At 65.7% G+C, this 15,755-nt stretch carries 14 protein-coding genes; 3 read left to right on the top strand and 11 right to left on the bottom strand.

Annotation, left to right across the window (positions count from 1 at the left end):
* Window positions 1-37 precede the first annotated feature (37 nt).
* Window positions 38-337, bottom strand: coding sequence for a co-chaperone GroES (groES, locus tag DFR67_RS19950; RefSeq protein WP_030171070.1), 300 nt, complete (start codon window positions 335-337; stop codon window positions 38-40).
* A gap of 183 nt (window positions 338-520) precedes the next feature.
* Window positions 521-2,014, bottom strand: coding sequence for an MFS transporter (locus tag DFR67_RS19945; RefSeq protein ID WP_245938055.1), 1,494 nt, complete (start codon window positions 2,012-2,014; stop codon window positions 521-523).
* 85 nt (window positions 2,015-2,099) lie between these two features.
* Here DFR67_RS19945 and DFR67_RS19940 point away from each other — a divergent pair, with 85 nt between their 5' ends.
* Entirely contained in the window at window positions 2,100-2,546 is a 447-nt protein-coding gene (locus DFR67_RS19940; RefSeq protein ID WP_110471253.1) for a MarR family winged helix-turn-helix transcriptional regulator, read from the top strand.
* A 16-nt stretch (window positions 2,547-2,562) separates the two neighbouring features.
* On the opposite strand, the gene DFR67_RS19935 is transcribed toward DFR67_RS19940, so the two are convergent.
* The 9 genes from DFR67_RS19935 to glmS form a co-directional block, all read right to left on the bottom strand.
* On the bottom strand, window positions 2,563-3,420 hold the full coding sequence (locus DFR67_RS19935; protein ID WP_158539998.1) for a class I SAM-dependent methyltransferase: 858 nt from the start codon (window positions 3,418-3,420) through the stop codon (window positions 2,563-2,565).
* A 79-nt stretch (window positions 3,421-3,499) separates the two neighbouring features.
* Window positions 3,500-4,531, bottom strand: a complete 1,032-nt coding sequence (gene tsaD, locus DFR67_RS19930; RefSeq protein ID WP_110471251.1) for a tRNA (adenosine(37)-N6)-threonylcarbamoyltransferase complex transferase subunit TsaD — start codon at window positions 4,529-4,531, stop codon at window positions 3,500-3,502.
* On the bottom strand, window positions 4,528-5,007 hold the full coding sequence (rimI, locus tag DFR67_RS19925; protein WP_110471250.1) for a ribosomal protein S18-alanine N-acetyltransferase: 480 nt from the start codon (window positions 5,005-5,007) through the stop codon (window positions 4,528-4,530). Before rimI ends, tsaD begins: the two co-directional genes overlap by 4 nt.
* Complete coding sequence (tsaB, locus tag DFR67_RS19920) at window positions 5,004-5,663, bottom strand: tRNA (adenosine(37)-N6)-threonylcarbamoyltransferase complex dimerization subunit type 1 TsaB (RefSeq protein ID WP_110471249.1); 660 nt, start codon at window positions 5,661-5,663, stop codon at window positions 5,004-5,006. The genes rimI and tsaB overlap by 4 nt, the downstream gene beginning before the upstream one ends.
* A 91-nt stretch (window positions 5,664-5,754) precedes the next feature.
* Window positions 5,755-6,240 (bottom strand): tRNA (adenosine(37)-N6)-threonylcarbamoyltransferase complex ATPase subunit type 1 TsaE, encoded by a 486-nt coding sequence (tsaE, locus tag DFR67_RS19915; protein WP_245938054.1) that lies wholly within the window; start codon window positions 6,238-6,240, stop codon window positions 5,755-5,757.
* Window positions 6,237-7,286 (bottom strand): alpha/beta fold hydrolase, encoded by a 1,050-nt coding sequence (locus tag DFR67_RS19910; protein WP_110471247.1) that lies wholly within the window; start codon window positions 7,284-7,286, stop codon window positions 6,237-6,239. Before DFR67_RS19910 ends, tsaE begins: the two co-directional genes overlap by 4 nt.
* Window positions 7,287-8,465 carry an alanine racemase gene (gene alr / locus DFR67_RS19905; protein WP_110471246.1) on the bottom strand — a complete coding sequence of 393 codons (1,179 nt, stop codon included), beginning with the start codon at window positions 8,463-8,465 and terminating at the stop codon, window positions 7,287-7,289.
* A complete protein-coding gene (locus DFR67_RS19900) occupies window positions 8,462-9,946 on the bottom strand; it encodes an NAD(P)H-hydrate dehydratase (protein WP_110471245.1) in 1,485 nt (494 codons plus the stop codon). Before DFR67_RS19900 ends, alr begins: the two co-directional genes overlap by 4 nt.
* A 16-nt stretch (window positions 9,947-9,962) precedes the next feature.
* Window positions 9,963-11,825, bottom strand: coding sequence for a glutamine--fructose-6-phosphate transaminase (isomerizing) (gene glmS, locus DFR67_RS19895; protein WP_110471244.1), 1,863 nt, complete (start codon window positions 11,823-11,825; stop codon window positions 9,963-9,965).
* A gap of 396 nt (window positions 11,826-12,221) precedes the next feature.
* Between glmS and DFR67_RS19890 the strand changes: the two genes are divergently transcribed.
* Window positions 12,222-13,508, top strand: coding sequence for an alpha/beta hydrolase (locus DFR67_RS19890; RefSeq protein WP_110471243.1), 1,287 nt, complete (start codon window positions 12,222-12,224; stop codon window positions 13,506-13,508).
* Between the two features lie 107 nt (window positions 13,509-13,615).
* Window positions 13,616-15,748, top strand: coding sequence for a bifunctional lysylphosphatidylglycerol flippase/synthetase MprF (locus DFR67_RS19885; protein ID WP_110471242.1), 2,133 nt, complete (start codon window positions 13,616-13,618; stop codon window positions 15,746-15,748).
* The last annotated feature ends 7 nt before the right edge of the window (window positions 15,749-15,755 follow it).

Here is a 15,755-nt window from a genome sequence, read left to right as displayed (position 1 = left end):
TTGTCCAACTCGTGCCTCGATTGCTCGAAGAACCGAGTTACTTGGAGATGACTGCCAGCACGTCACGCGCCGAGAGAATCAGGTACTCCTCGCCGGAGTACTTGATCTCGGTGCCGCCGTATTTGCTGTAGATGACGGTGTCGCCCTCTTTGACGTCGACCGGGATCCGGTTGCCCTGCTCGTTCACGCGTCCTTCGCCAACGGCGACGACGGTGCCCTCTTGCGGCTTTTCCTTGGCCGTATCGGGGATGACCAGGCCGGACGCAGTCGTCGTTTCAGCCTCATTGGCCTGAACGAGGATCTTGTCCTCAAGCGGCTTGATGTTCACGCTCGCCACGATGTGAGCCTCCACTTTCGGGGTAGTTCGGGTCCGATGATGACCGGACCTGAGTTAGCTGTGTCTACACGTATATGGCGCCTGGATCGGTCCCGTCGTCGCGGGTGCCGGAACCTCACTGGGTGCCGACTAGCACTCTATACATGCGAGTGCCAGCACTCAAGGTCGCAGGGTGCAAACGTCTCATCCTGAGACCACCCTCGCCCTGTCCCTGGCGGCAGACCGACGTTCGAACAGCAGGACCACGAGCGTTCCGAGCAGTGCGACCACGGTCAGTGCCGCGATCACGGTGATCGCCGGGACCATGCCGCCGATCAGCTCCCCCGGCCTGCCCGGCTCGGCACTGCCGAGGATGGCGGTGATCACGGCCATCATGAGAGCGCCGCCGATCTGGATGCTCGTGTTCACCAGTCCCGACGCCAGGCCCTGCTCGTCGTCGGAGACGCCGGCGGTGGCCTGGGAGTTGACGGACGGGAAGGTGATGGCGAATCCGAGACCGAGGAAAACGATCGTGGGGAGCAGGAACACCACGTAACTGGCACCTGGTTCGACACGCAGGAACCACAGGTACCCGACAAGGAACGCCACGAAGCCCGCCGCGATGAGGATGCGGGTACTGATCCGGTCCAGGATCCGGTCCATGAAGAAGGCGCTCGCGACCACCAGCAGTCCGGCAGGCAAGAACCCCAGAGACATCTGGATCGGCGACCATCCGAGCGAATCCTGCAGGTACAGCGTGACCACGAACTGGAACGCGACGTATCCACCGAACATCGCCGCCGCCGCCAGGTTGGCGTGTACGAGGGTGAGTGAGCGCAGAATACCCAGGCGTAGCAATGGATGACGGTGCCGGATTTCAACGGCGATGAACGTCGCCGACAGCACGACCGCGACCAGGAACAGGACGATCGTCGACGGCGCCGACCACCCGACCTCGGGTGCCTGCACGACCGCATAGACCAGGGTCAGCAGCGCGGCGGTACTCGTGAGCGCACCCACGACGTCGAAGTGCGCCCAGTTGAAGGGCTTTCGCGGCGAGGTCGGTATCACCCGGGCGCCGACCACGAGCAGTGCTATTGCGACCGGGCCCGGGAAGATCAGCGTTGCGCGCCAGGACAACTCGGTGAGCAGTCCGCCGAAGACGAGTCCGAGTGAGAATCCGCTGGCACCGCAGACGGTGTAGATCGAGAGCGCCTTGTTGCGTGCGGGCCCTTCGGCGAAGGTCGTCGTGATGATGGACAATCCGGCGGGGACGGTGAACGCTGCGGCCACGCCCTTGACGAAGCGCAACGCGATGATCAGGGAATCGATCTCCGTGGCGGCACTGACCACCGAGGCCACACCGAACACCGCCAACGCGGCGAGGAACACCGTTCGTCGTCCCAGCAGGTCACTGGCCCTGCCGCCGAGTAGGAGCAAACCCCCGTACCCCAGCACGTAACCGCTGACGATCCACTGGAGCTGGGTCTGGTCCATGCCCAGGTCGCCGCCCATGGACGGGAGCGCGACCCCGACCATCGACACGTCGAGGCCATCGAGGAACAGGGCGCCTGCCAGCACCACCAGCAGCAGCCAGACCCTCGCACTCCAGCCTCCGGCCGAGGTCACGTGATCGGGCGTCCGCGCTGAGTCGGAGGGCTTGTCGGGTGGTCGCTGTCTGTTCAGGTCGACGGTCATGGCGAGAACTATATGCATCTGCATCTAATGTGTCTACATAAAATGCAGACGACATTAATTCCTTTGCATCTGATAGAATGCCCCTATGTCCGACCCGCAGCGAAGCGACGATGACCTGGCCAAGGCCTGGCACACGCTCTCGGTGCGTTATCACCGTCTCGAGTGCGACCTCGATCGCGCGTTGCAGTCGTCCCACGAGATCTCCAACAGCGAGTTCGAGGTGCTCGAACTCCTCGCCGCTGCCGACAATGCGAAGATGCGTATGAGCGAGCTCGCCGGACTCGTACACCTGAGCCAGAGCGCACTGTCCCGCCTCGTTGCGGGTCTGGAAAAAGACGGGCTGGTCGAGCGATCGATGTGTGCCGGAGACCGTCGATCGGTGTTCACCGAACTCACCGCCGAAGGCCGAAACCGTTACGACTCGGCAAAGCCCGTACAGCGCGCAATCCTGCGCGCAGAGGCCGACGGTTGCACATCGGGATCACTCTGCGGCGCAACAGAACTGGACACCCCTGCCGCCACCTCGCATTGAGGACGGCCCCACGAGTTCAGTCTCGGTATGCGCAGGCAACCATTGCCAGTCCGGGCAATTCGACGCCGGCATCGGTCTCGTAGGGAGCAACCAGTTCCCGGAGCCGTCCGGTCAGCGACTGTGCCATGTCGGGATTCATCGCTTTCAGCATCGTCGCGAGCGGGCCGGACATCGCCGACACCCGCACCCACCACGATTCGAAGTCAGGGGCGACGAACGGGTCGTAGACCTCGGTGATGGTGACGTCGAGAAAACCCGCAGCGACGAACAATTCACGCAGACGGCCCGGATCAGACAGCGAGAACGGCTCCGGCAGGCCAGGTGGCGGTACCGCGAACCCCATCTCTGCGCTGACCGCATCGAACAACACCCCGAGCCACGGGTTCTTCTCGCGCACACCCCAGACCGCCACCGACACCCGGCCCCGTGGCGTGAGGACACGACGGATCTCGGCGAGTCCGCGCCCCGGATCGACCGCGAACATCAGCCCCTCTCGGCAGAGAACCGCGTCGAACACCCCGTCGGGCATCTCGATCTGCTCGATGTCGAGCACCGTCGTAGCGACGTTGGTGACACCCTGTTCCGCGGCGCGCTCGGCAGCCACCGCCACCATGTCAGGCGCCACATCCGACACAGTCACCATGCTCCCGGGACCAAACCGGCGCGCCGCGGCAAGACCGGTGGCACCGGTTCCGCACGCGAGCTCGAGAATGCGCTGGCCGGGCTCCGGTCCGATGGCGTCGAGCATCAGGTCCGTGACCCTGGCGCCCCGCTGCTCGATGTGATCGATGTTGGCCGCCCAACCCGACGCCACCGAGTTCCGCACCTCGTGCAGCTGGGTCCTGAGTTGCTGATCGCCTGGTGTGTTCGTCATCGCCGGCCCTCCGTGGTCTGCCTCGAGCATGCGCCCACCACACCGGCGCTGTCAGGGGTTCACCGAGAACCAACCGGGGTCAGTAGCTGCTGACCTGGACCGACAACCCGGGGTCCGTGGCGACCGTGAGTTCCGACGGCTGCGCGCCACCGGCGATCACGTGGGCGCCGAGCGTTGCGATCATCACCCCGTTGTCAGTGCACAGTCGCGGCTTCGGAACCCGCAACGTGATGCCTGCTGCAGCACAACGTTCTTGTGCCATCGATCGGATGCGGGAGTTGGCGGTGGCCCCGCCCCCGAGTACCAGGGTGTCCACGCCGACGTCGACGCAGGCACGCACCGCCTTCATGGTCAGTACGTCGGCGACGGCTTCCTGGAACGACGCGGCGATGTCGGCGACGGGCGGCTCGATCCCATCGCGCCTGCACTTCTCGACGTGACGGGCGACGGCGGTCTTGAGACCACTGAACGAGAAGTCGTTGCGTGCGTCCCGGGGACCCGTCATGCCCCGGGGAAACCTGATGGCGTTCGGATCACCTAGTCGAGCAGCAGCATCGAGCGCCGGCCCGCCGGGGAAGCCCAGCCCGAGCAGTCTCGCGACCTTGTCGAACGCCTCTCCCGCCGCATCGTCGACCGTGGTCCCGAGCTCGACGATCGGCGCGCCCAGGTCGGTGACGTGCAGTAGGTGTGTGTGCCCACCGGAGACCAAAAGGGCCACACACGCCGGCATCGGTCCGTGTTCCAGCGTGTCGACCGCGACGTGACCACCGAGGTGGTTGACGGCGTACAACGGCACATCCCACGCGGCCGCATAGGCTTTCGCCGCCGCCACACCGACGAGCAACGCACCGGCCAGACCCGGACCGATGGTCACTGCGATGGCGTCGGGAACCGTGATGTCGGCCGCTGTCAGGGCTCGACGCATGGTGGGCACGATGGCCTCGAGATGCGCCCGGGACGCCACCTCGGGCACCACCCCGCCGTACCGGGCATGCTCGTCGACGCTGGACGCCACTTCGTCGGCGAGCAGCGTCGTCGTGTGATCGGCGTTCCACCTGACGATTCCGACTCCGGTCTCGTCGCAGGAGCTCTCGACTCCGAGAACGATCATGCGAGTTGCTCCTTTGCCGCGGCGATCCCGACCGCCGGCCTGCGCATCGTGTAGGCGTCGGCCCCACTGGGCTGGTAATACCGCTTGCGAACGCCGACCTGCTCGAACCCGTTACGGCGGTACATCTCGATCGCGGTGTCGTTGTCCGTGCGCACCTCCAGGAACACCTCGGCCCGGTGCCGGTCGGCGACCTCGAGGAGCGCCAGGAGGAGTTCACGTCCGTGTCCGCGGCCCTGGTAGGCGGGATCGACTGCGATGGTGTGGATTTCGCACTCCGGATGGTCCGTGGGACCCAGCACGGAGATGCCGGCGTATCCGATCAGTGTCTCGTCGTCGCGCACTGCGAAGTAATGATTGTGCGGGGCCAGCATTTCACTGCGGAACGCATCTGCAGGCCATGGCGAGTCCCCGGCGAACAGGATGGCCTCCAGTGCGGCGCAGCGCGCGGCGTCGCGGGGCCTCAGGTCACTGATCACTTCTTACGGTCCTTGAGTTCAACGGCATCGGGCCGCCGCAGGTACAGCGGCGTGAGCGGTCCCGGGACCACACTCGCCACCAGGTTGGGCAACGCCACCTGCACCAGGCTTGCGGCAGTGGGCGCGCTGGCACCACGGGCAGGGAGACCGAACAGCGCGGTGTGGCCGGGCGACCCGGCCACCGCGTCGATGCTCTCGCCGGCCAGGTGGTCGGCCAACTCACCAGGCGCCAGCACGTCTGGGCCGTGTGTCCGCACCCCGTCGACGAATCGAGCCCAATAGACCTCGCGGCGACGAGCGTCGGTGACGACGAGCAGCGATCGGACATCTGGTTCCTGCAGCGCGATTGCGTCGAGGGAACAGACGCCATGAACTCCGATTCCCAGGGCGTCGCCGAAGGCGGCTCCCGTCGCCAGCCCGACCCGCAGGCCGGTGAACGGCCCCGGGCCCTGACCTACGACCACCGCATCCAGCTCACGGCGTGCGATCCCGGCCTCGGCGAGGCACTCCAGGATGCGGGTCGTCAGGATCTCGGCGTGGCCGCGCGTGGTCAGTTCCCTGCGCTCGGACCGGACAACCGGACCGACATCGTCGGTCACCTCGACAACCCCGGTGACGACCTCCGGGGTTGCGGTGTCAATGGCGAGCACAAGCACGATCAGCCAGCCTACCCGCGCACGACCCAGACCCCGATGATGTGCTCTTCTGGCGAGCGAAAGCCCAGGTGGGCACCGCCAGAACGACCCATCATCGGGGGAGCCAGCCGTAGTCGACGGATCGCTCGTCGGTGTCGAGGTCGCGGATCAGCCGGATGAGCAGATGCCTCCCGGCGAGCCGTTCTGCGACACCCTCGCCCCATTCGACGACGACCACCGAGTCGGTGAGGTCGGTATCGAGATCGAGCGCATCGAGTTCGGCGAGATCGCCGAGACGGTAGGCATCGACGTGGATCATCGCCGGCCGCCCCGGAACCCCTGCCCGATGCTCACGGGCGATGATGAACGTCGGCGAGGTGATCCGGCCCTGCACTCCCAGACCTGCCCCGATCCCCCGCGCCATCGCCGTCTTGCCCGCACCCAGCGGGCCGTCGAGGATGACGAGGTCACCCGCCGCGAGCTCGGTGGCCAGTTCTCGGCCGAACGCCTCGGTGTCCTCGACGGTGGGCAGCTGCCGTCGATGCGGCAGATCCACCGGTGGGCGGTCGTCGGAACTTCCCGAGATCTCTGAGTTCACTGCCCGCCGACCCTCTGGACCAGCGCGTCGATCGCCGCCGTGATCACCGCAGGATTTTCCAGCATCACCATGTGACCGCATTCGGCCACTCCGATGAGCTCACAGTTCGGACCCAGTTTGTTGTGCAGCTCAACCGAGTTCGGCAGCGGTGTCACCTTGTCCTCGTACCCGCACGCCACCATGGTGTCGATGCCCGACAGCACCACCAAGCCTGCGGTCTCGTCGTGCTCCTCCAACGACCGCAAGAAGTTCACGACGGTGTCGATCCGGGTGCGCTGGATCACCGATTCGGTGAACTCGGCGACCGCCGGGGAATGGAAGGTCGAGCCGAAGCTCCCGGCCGTCAGCACCGGAGCCATCAGTAGTCTGGTGAGCCCCCGGCCTGCCTCCACGGCCCGGGGCGCCTGCCGCACCGACAGCCGGAAGGCGTCGACGAGGGGGTTCTGCAACCCTCGCCCCAATCCGGCCTCGGCAATACCGTGCGCTGACGAGGCCACCAAACCGACGCCGATCACCCTGGTACCGAACAACTCCGGACGTCTGCTGGCCAGAGCCATCACCGCCATACCGCCCATCGAGTGCCCGACGAGTACGACCGGCCCCACGGGCACCACCGACCGCAGGACTGCTTCGATGTCGGCGGCCATCTGCGGGATGGTGCAGGACTTCGGCGAGGCCTGTCCCGACTCACCGTGACCGCGATGATCGAAGAAAACCATCCGGACGTCGTCACCCCACTGCTCGGCGAGATCACGCCGCTGAAAATGCCACGTCGACATCCGGAGGCAGAATCCGTGGACGAAGACAACGGTCACAGGGGCGTCCGAGGGGCCGACCTCTCGGACGGCCAGCGGCACACCGTCATCGGCGACGACGATACTCGCGTGGTCGTCGTAGATCAGGCCGAAATCCTCGATGGAGTTCGGATCCACAGATGTCGGTGTGCGACGGGTGATCGATCGCACGGCGGCACCCACCGCCAGGGCTCCGAGTGTTGCCACCCCGGCCGTACCGGCAAGGATCTCGAGTCGTCCGGATCGCTCCATCTAGGGAGCCCCGATGCCCTGGGTACTGCGTGAACCGGTGTCGGATGTGCCGACGGGTTCAGCGCTGTAGGTACGCACCGTACGACCCCGGATGCCCGACACGATCTCGTAGTCGATCGATCCGATGGCCTCGGCCCAATCCAGCGCGGTCGGTCCTCCTCCGGCACCCGTACCGAACAGGATGGCCCGATCGCCCTCGGCGACACCACCGCCGTCGGGCCCGACATCGACCACCATCTGGTCCATGCACACGCGGCCGACGCCGGGGAAACCGCGGCCGTTGATCTGTACCCGAAGGCGGCCCGACATCAGTCGGGGTACGCCGTCCGCGTAGCCGGCCGGCAACAGCGCGACGGTGGTGTCACGGGGCGCAACCCATGTGTGACTGTACGAAACCCCCTGTCCGGCTTTGATCTTCTTCAGCGACAGCACCTCGGCGGATAGGGTCATGACGGGCCGCAAACCGAAGTCGCCGCGATCAGGCGCGGGAGAACGGCCGTAGACGGCTATGCCCGGCCGAACCAGGTCACGAGCGAGGTCCGGCCTCATCAGGGTCGCGGCCGAGTTGGAGATGTGCTGTACCTGCGGACGTGCACCCACCCGGATCAGATCGGCGACGGCCTCGTCGAAGCGCTGCGCCTGCAGATCGTTCTCGGGATGCCGTGGTTCGTCGCCGCGGACCAGATGCGTCATGGCGCCGCGCAGGACGATCGATTGCTCCGCAACCGCTTTCGCCAGCCCCGCGGCGAGCTGATCCCATTCCGCAGGCGCTACCCCGTTACGCGCCAGGCCGGTGTCGATCTTGACCGTCACCGCGGCCGGACGCCGCGCCACCCGTGCTGCGGCGACAACTGCATCGAGTTGGCGGGGTGAGGAGACGCCGATCTGAACGTCTGCGTCGATTGCACCCGCGAAGTCGGACCCACGACTGTGCATCCACGCCAGGATGGGAGCGCCGACCCCGTCGCGCCGTACGGCCAGTGCCTCGTCGATCGTCGCCACGCCGAGTTCTGTTGCACCGGCGGCGAGTGCGGCCCGCGCCACCTGCGCGGCGCCGTGCCCGTACCCGTCGGCCTTGACGACCACCATCACCTGCGCAGTCGTGTGTGACCGCAATATCTCGACGTTGTGGGCCACTGCGGAGAGATCGACGTGTGCTTCGAGCGCAGGAGAGTTCATCGTCTGCCATCTTCCCATCCGGCCGGGGCCGCGTCGTCACGAGTCTTCCCGGACAGCAACACCCGCAGCGTCGGCGACACCGCACGCACCAGTGCCGACGCCCCGATCGGCGCTCCCCCGGCGGTCTTCGACACCGACCCCGCGGAGGCCGCGATCGCAGCGAGGGCGTGTACCCGCGCGGCGGCCGCAGCCGCCAGCGGTGCCGGGATCCCCGAGGCGAGCAGGCTGCCCGCGACACCCGAGAGCACGTCGCCCGCGCCGGCAGTCGCAGCCCACGATGACCCTGCGTCGTTGACGAGCACGTCGCCGTCCGGTGAGGCGATCAGCGTGGCCCTGCCCTTGAGCAACACCGTGACGCCCAGTTCAGCGGCGAGCCCGCGGACGGCCTCGACCCGGTCCGCTCCCAGCTCTGTACCGGTGATGCGGGCGAACTCCCCCGCATGCGGTGTGAGCAGAGTCGGGGCGCTGCGCCCGACGACGAGCTCACGATGCCGCGCCAGCAATGTCAATCCGTCCGCGTCGATCAGCACGGGCACGTCGGTGTCCAGCACGTACCTCAGCCGCCGCACACCGGTGTCCTCGGTGCCGGCACCCGGTCCGATCACCCAGGCCTGCACCTTGCCCGCATCTTCGGGCTCTTCTGTGGCGATAACCTCCGGATACTGCGACAGTACCTGCGGCCCTGCGGTTCCGGCGTACCGAACCATCCCGGATGTGGCAGCAACCGCTGCGCCGCTGCACAACACGCCCGCACCCGGATACCGGGCCGAGCCCGCGACGATCCCGACCACACCCTGACTGTATTTGTCGTCGGACGGGCCGGGAACGGGCCACAGGTGGGCGACCTCGGCATCGGTCAGTTGTCGCAGCGTCGGCTCGTGGGCGTCGATCCCGATGTCGGCCAATACCATTCGGCCACACTGCGGCGCCGCCAGTACGTGTGCGATCCGAAGCGCCCCGAACGTGACCGTGACCGCAGCGCGGACCGCGGGGACATTCACCTGTCCGGTGTCCGCGTCGACCCCGGACGGAAGATCCACCGACACGATCGGCGCCGTGAGGGACTCGACGAGGGCTGCCACCGCAGGCCTGAGCGAACCTTTCCCACTCAAGCCGACGATACCGTCGATCACCAGATCGATTCCGGCAGAGAAACTCTCGACCACACGCCCGCCAGACCGCCGAAAGCTCTCCAATCCAGCGGCATGCGTCCGGTCTCCACCGAGGAGAACAGCTTCGACCCGGACACCGCGACGCCGGAGCAGTGCTGCGGCGTACAGCGCGTCTCCCCCGTTGTCGCCGGCACCCGTCAGCACACCGACGCTGCGGCCGTAGCATCCGCCGCTGCGCGATCTCAATTCCGCCGCAACGACTTCTGCGACCGCGTGCGCGGCCCGACCCATCAGCACACCGCGTTCGAGCAGGTCACCGGTCGCCTCTTCGGCGGACCGGATCTGCTCCGCACTGAAGTAACCGATCATGGTCTGTGGTCGTGCCCTATTCGACGGTGACGGACTTGGCCAGGTTTCGAGGCTTGTCCACGTCGTAGCCCCTGGCCTGAGCGACCGCAGCAGCGAAGACCTGCAGCGGCACAGTGGAAACCAGCGGCTGCAGCAGGGTCGGCACCTGCGGGATCCGGATCAGGTGGTCGGCCACGTCGACCACGGTGTCGTCGCCGTCCTCGGCGATGACGATCGTGGTGGCGCCACGGGCCTGGATCTCACGGATGTTGCTGACCATCTTCGAATGCAGCACCGCGCGGCCGGTGGGTGACGGCATGACGATGATGACCGGGAGGTTGTCTTCGATCAGCGCGATGGGCCCGTGCTTGAGCTCGCCTGCAGCGAATCCCTCGGCGTGCATGTACGCCAGCTCTTTCAGTTTGAGTGCACCCTCGAGCGCCACCGGATAGCCCACGTGCCGTCCGAGGAACAGGACGGTGGGACTGGCGGCCAGGCTGCGAGCCAGCTCCCGAACCGGTTCGACCGTCTCGAGCACCTTCTCCACGGCGGCAGGCATTGCCTCGAGTGCCGCGAACTCGCGGGCGACCTCGTCCGGGTACTTGGTGCCGCGCGCCTGGGCGAGCGCGAGCCCGACCAGATAGGTCGCGGTGATCTGCGCGAGGAAACACTTCGTCGATGCAACGCCGATCTCAGGCCCTGCGTGGGTGTAGAGCACCGCGTCGGACTCGCGCGGTATCTGCGCCCCGTTGGTGTTGCAGATCGCCAGGACGCGGGCTTTCTGCTCCTTCGCGTGCCGCACGGCTTCCAGGGTGTCCGCGGTCTCACCGGACTGCGAGATGGCGACGACCAGGGTCGAGCGATCCAGAACGGGATCGCGATACCGGAACTCGCTGGCCAGTTCGACCTCGACGGGAAGCCTCGTCCAGTGCTCGATGGCGTATTTGGACAGCAGACCGGCATGGTAGGCGGTGCCACATGCGACGACGAAGATCTTGTCGATGTCGCGCAGGTCGTCATCGGTCAGACGCTGCTCGTCGAGCATGATCCGACCGTTCTCGAAATGCCCGAGCAGGGTGTCGGCGAGCGCCTGCGGCTGCTCGGCGATCTCCTTGAGCATGAAGTAGTCGTAACCACCCTTTTCCGCGGCGGCGAGATCCCAGTCGATGTGAAACGGCCTGCCGGGCTCCGTGTTGCCGGTGAAGTCGGTGATCTCGTACGTATCGGCAGTGATGACCACCACCTGGTCCTGCCCGAGTTCGACCGCTTCTCGGGTGTGTTCGATGAACGCGGCGACATCGGAACCGACGAACATCTCGTTCACCCCCACCCCGACGACCAGCGGTGTCGAGCGACGGGCGGCGACGATCGTGTCCGCGTGATCGGCATGGGTGAAGACCAGCGTGAACGCACCTTCGAGCCGGCCCAGCACCGCATACGCACTCGCGACGAAGTCACCGGCGGTCGGGCCCGACGCGTACTGCAGTGCCATCAGGTGGACCGCGACCTCGGTGTCGGTGTCGGAGCTGAACTCGATACCGGCCTTCTCGACCTCGCTGCGCAGGACGGCGAAGTTCTCGATGATCCCGTTGTGGACGACGGCGATCTTGCCGTCGATGCTGGTGTGGGGATGGGCGTTGCGGTCGGTCGGACGGCCGTGGGTGGCCCAACGGGTATGTCCCATGCCGGTGGTGCCGACGAAGGCGTCGCGGCCCAGGGTGGCGAGTTCCTTGTCCAGGTTCTCGAGCCGCCCGGCCTTCTTCTCCACCGCGGTGTGTCCGGTCCCGTCGAGGATGGCGACGCCGGCCGAGTCGTACCCGCGGTACTCCATCCGTCGCAGTGCCTCGACAACAATCTCGAGAGCATCGCGTTTGCCCACGTATCCGACGATTCCACACATAGTGCTACAGGGTACTTGCCGCCTCGGGCAGGACAGAATCCGAAAGCTCGGCATGAACTTCGCGTTTCGAGATGACACGAAATGAAGATGTAAGCTACAGTGAGCGCACTCTTGAGTTCGCGGGTGAGAGCCCGCAGGAGTCGAGGGGGATGCGTCGGTTGGGACGCCTTCGATACGTTCGATCCGTATGTCCTCCACCACCGGTGGTCTCACACCCACCCACAGTCAGTGTCAAACGTCCACCGAGTTTCGGTGGACGTTTTTTTGGCGTGTCTGCCGCATCAGGGCATGAATGGCAATTGCTCCATTTCCCTTCTGTAACCAGGTATTCCGCGCACTTAGCCGGTACCTTTTTCCTGCAGGCTCAACGACGATCAAGGGCACCGAAGGACACGCATGAACTGGCTGTGGGAAACATCGGTGCTCGACGGCTGGTTGCCGTGGACCATCTTGATCTTGGGGATCCTGGGACTGGCATGGCTGATCCTGCTGTTCCAGAAGGTCTATCTGCTGTACGTGGTGCCTCTCGCGGCCGTTGTCTCGATACTTCTGGTGGTGCTGGCCAAATGGCTCATCGAAGACGTGTGGAAGCTGTTCGCCGACCCGATCCCGCTGAACTGTTACGTCTGGGGCGGTCTCGCGGTGTTCGCGGTCCTGCTCCTCGTTCCCAGGCTCATCCGAGGGAGCGGCGTCCTCGGCCGGATCGTCACTGTGCTGGCCACCGTGTTCGCGGTGACCATGGCCTTCTCGCAGATCAACGACCACTTCAGCGAATATCCGACAGTCGGGTCGGTGGTCGGGATCAACAACGTCAAGACGATCTCCCTCGACGAAGCCCGCAACAACGACATCAAGACCGTCGAGCTGGGCCAGTGGAAGAAGCCGAGCAGCCTTCCCGGTGAGGGCGCCGTCATCACCGCACCGATCCCCGGCGCCACCTCGAACTTCAACGCCAGACCCGCGAAGATCTACCTGCCGCCCGCATACTTCACCGAACCGCGTCCCCTGCTCCCGGTGCTGGTCCTGATGGCCGGACAGCCCGGTGCCCCCGAAGACTGGCTCGTGGGCGGTCGACTGACCCAGACCATGGACCAGTACGCCGCCGCCAACGAAGGTCTGTCCCCTGTCGTGGTGGTCGCCGACGCCACCGGCGACGAGCTCGCCAACCCACTCTGTATGGACTCGAAACTGGGCAACGTGGCCACCTACCTCGCCAAAGATGTCCCGGACTGGACCAAGCAGAACCTGCAGGTCGACTCCGACCCCAAGGCCTGGGCCATCGGCGGCCTCTCCTACGGCGGCACCTGTTCGCTGCAGATGACCACCAATTACCCCGAGATCTACCCGACGTTCCTCGACATGTCCGGGCAGCTCGAGCCGACGCTCGGTGATCGCAAACGCACCGTCGACCAGGCCTTCGGTGGCGACTCCGCGAAGTTCACCGCCGTCAATCCGATGGACATCATGAAGACGAAGCAGTTCCCCGGGGTCGCAGGCGCGTTCGTCGTCGGCAAGGACGACGCCGAGTACCGGCCCGGCCTCACCCAGGTGTTCCAGGCAGCCCAGGCCGCCGGGATGGACGTCCATTTCGACACCGTCCCGGGCGGGCATTCGTTCGCTGTCTGGTCGGCCGGACTCAAACTCGAGATGCCCTGGCTCGGCAAACGCCTGGGTTTGCCGTGAACTAGGGAATAATTCGCACACAGAGCGACATTCCGCACACCGCTCGCACACTCACACCGCACAGCGAGTTCCACAGCTCGCCCGTCTGTAACCACCGAAAGGCGCCGATGAGCACGACCGACATCCCCAGCGAGGCACCCCCGTCCGAGCCGGCGGCCCCATCGCCCCTCGCCAAGGTTCTCGGCGCCATCACCTGGACGGCCCGCAAGGTGCCGTTCACGACCACCGTCGTCGTGGCGATCATCGTCATCGGCATCGTCACCGGCGCGCTGTGGGAGACAGTCGGCGACAAGAGCTGGTTCAACGACATCGCCTACGGCTACCCACCGCTGGCGGAGAGCAAGTGGTGGACCCCGCTGTCGGGCATGCTGTTCAAGTCCAGCCCGCTGAGCTATCTCTTCATCACACTGCTCTTCGCGATCTTCGTGGGCTGGAGTGAATGGCTTCTGGGCACCGTCCGGGTCGCGTTCGTCACGATCGCCGGACAACTCATCGGCGTGCTCGGCGCAATTGCGTTCATCGCCGTCTTCCGACCGACCAGCTGGGCATGGGTCGATCACCTCGCAGAAGTGCGGGATGTGGGCGTCACGACTGCCATCGTCGCGGCGATCGCCGCCGCAAGCGCCACGCTCAAGTCGCCATGGCGGCTACGAGTGCGAGCCGTTCTCCTTGCCTACGTGGCCATCTCGTTCCTCTTCGAGGGCAAGCTCGCGGACGTGACCCACCTGATCGCCGTCGTGGTCATGTTGATCATCGGCGAACGGTTCTTCAGCAAGAGCGAGTCGGGCGTGCTGCCCCGAACCCGCCAAGAAATCCGGATGATCAGCTTCCTCGGACTGGTGCTCATCGGAGTCGTCAACATCGCGGTCGCCGTCTTCCCCGGCGACGGACCGTTCGGGCCGACGGACTCGAACGACAGCCTCAGCTGGGGTTCGATAGTCAGCGTCCTGATCGTGCTGCTCATCGCCGATCAACTACGCCGAGGCCGCAAGTGGGCCTGGTGGGTCACCGTCGTCTACGGGGTGCTGTACATCGCTCTGTTGGTGCTCGTACTCATCGCCGTCATCACCTCGAGTTTCGAGGGCAAGGGCGCGGTCACCGTCGGTACCGGACTGCTCTGGATCGTGGAGCTGACCCTGTTGTTCGGTGGCCGATATGCGTTCACGGTCCCGCTGAACAGCCGGAAAGCCATGGCGGGCATGGGTGGATCCAATCCCGCCGAGCAGGTCCGCAGCCTGCTGAAGAAGTACGGCGGTAGCACCATGAGCTGGATGATCACGTGGGAGAACAACCAATACGCGTTCACCAAGGACGGCGAAGGCGTCATCGGCTATCAGCGTCCCGCAGGCACTGTGCTCGCGTTGGCCGATCCCGTCTGCGCACCTGAGAAACTCGAGGAGACCATCCGCGAGTTCACCGACATGGCCGACAACAGCGCTCGGATCCCGTGCTGGTTCTCCGTCAGTGAGGCCACTGCTTCCATCGCCCGCGGCATGGGCTGGCGAACCCTGCAGATCGCCGAGGACACCATCATCGACCTGCCGACGCTGGCCTTCAAAGGCAAGCCCTGGCAAGACATCCGGTCGGCCCTCAACCGGGCGAAGAAAGAGGGCATCGCCTTCAAACTCACGACATTGAAGGACGAACCCTTCGCCGTGGTGGCCCAGGTTCGGGCGATCTCCGAGGAGTGGGTCGGGGACAAAGGACTCCCCGAGATGGGTTTCACACTCGGCAGTGTCGAAGAGGCACTCGACCCCGAGGTGCGGGTGGCCCTGGCCATCGACGACACCGGGTCGGTCCACGGCGTGTTGTCGTGGCTCCCTGTCTTCGGCAGCGGGGACACCATGCGTGGCTGGACGCTCGATGTGATGCGCCGTCGCGATGACGGTTTCCGACCGTGTATCGAGTTTCTCATCGCCAGCTCGGCCCTCGCCTTCAAAGCCGAAGGTGCCGAGATCCTCTCGCTGTCCGGGGCACCGCTCGCGCGGGCCGAGGACGACACCAGCGAGGTCGTCGCGATGGACCGAATGCTCGACATGATGGGTGCGGCGATGGAACCGTTCTACGGCTTCCGGTCCCTGCACGCGTTCAAGATGAAGTTCCAGCCCCGGTACGAACCTGTGTACATGTGCTTCCGGGACGAAGGTGACCTACCGCGCATCGGTGTCGCCCTCACCCGCGCCTACCTGCCCAACGCCACCGCCGGTCAGATGATCAAACTCGCCACGACCAGGGAGTAGCCTCCAA

The sequence above is a fragment of the Williamsia limnetica genome, assembly GCF_003217475.1.
GTDB lineage: Bacteria > Actinomycetota > Actinomycetes > Mycobacteriales > Mycobacteriaceae > Williamsia > Williamsia limnetica.
The sequence above is the reverse complement of the archived record's forward strand: the minus strand, read 5'-3'. Positions and strand labels throughout refer to the sequence as shown.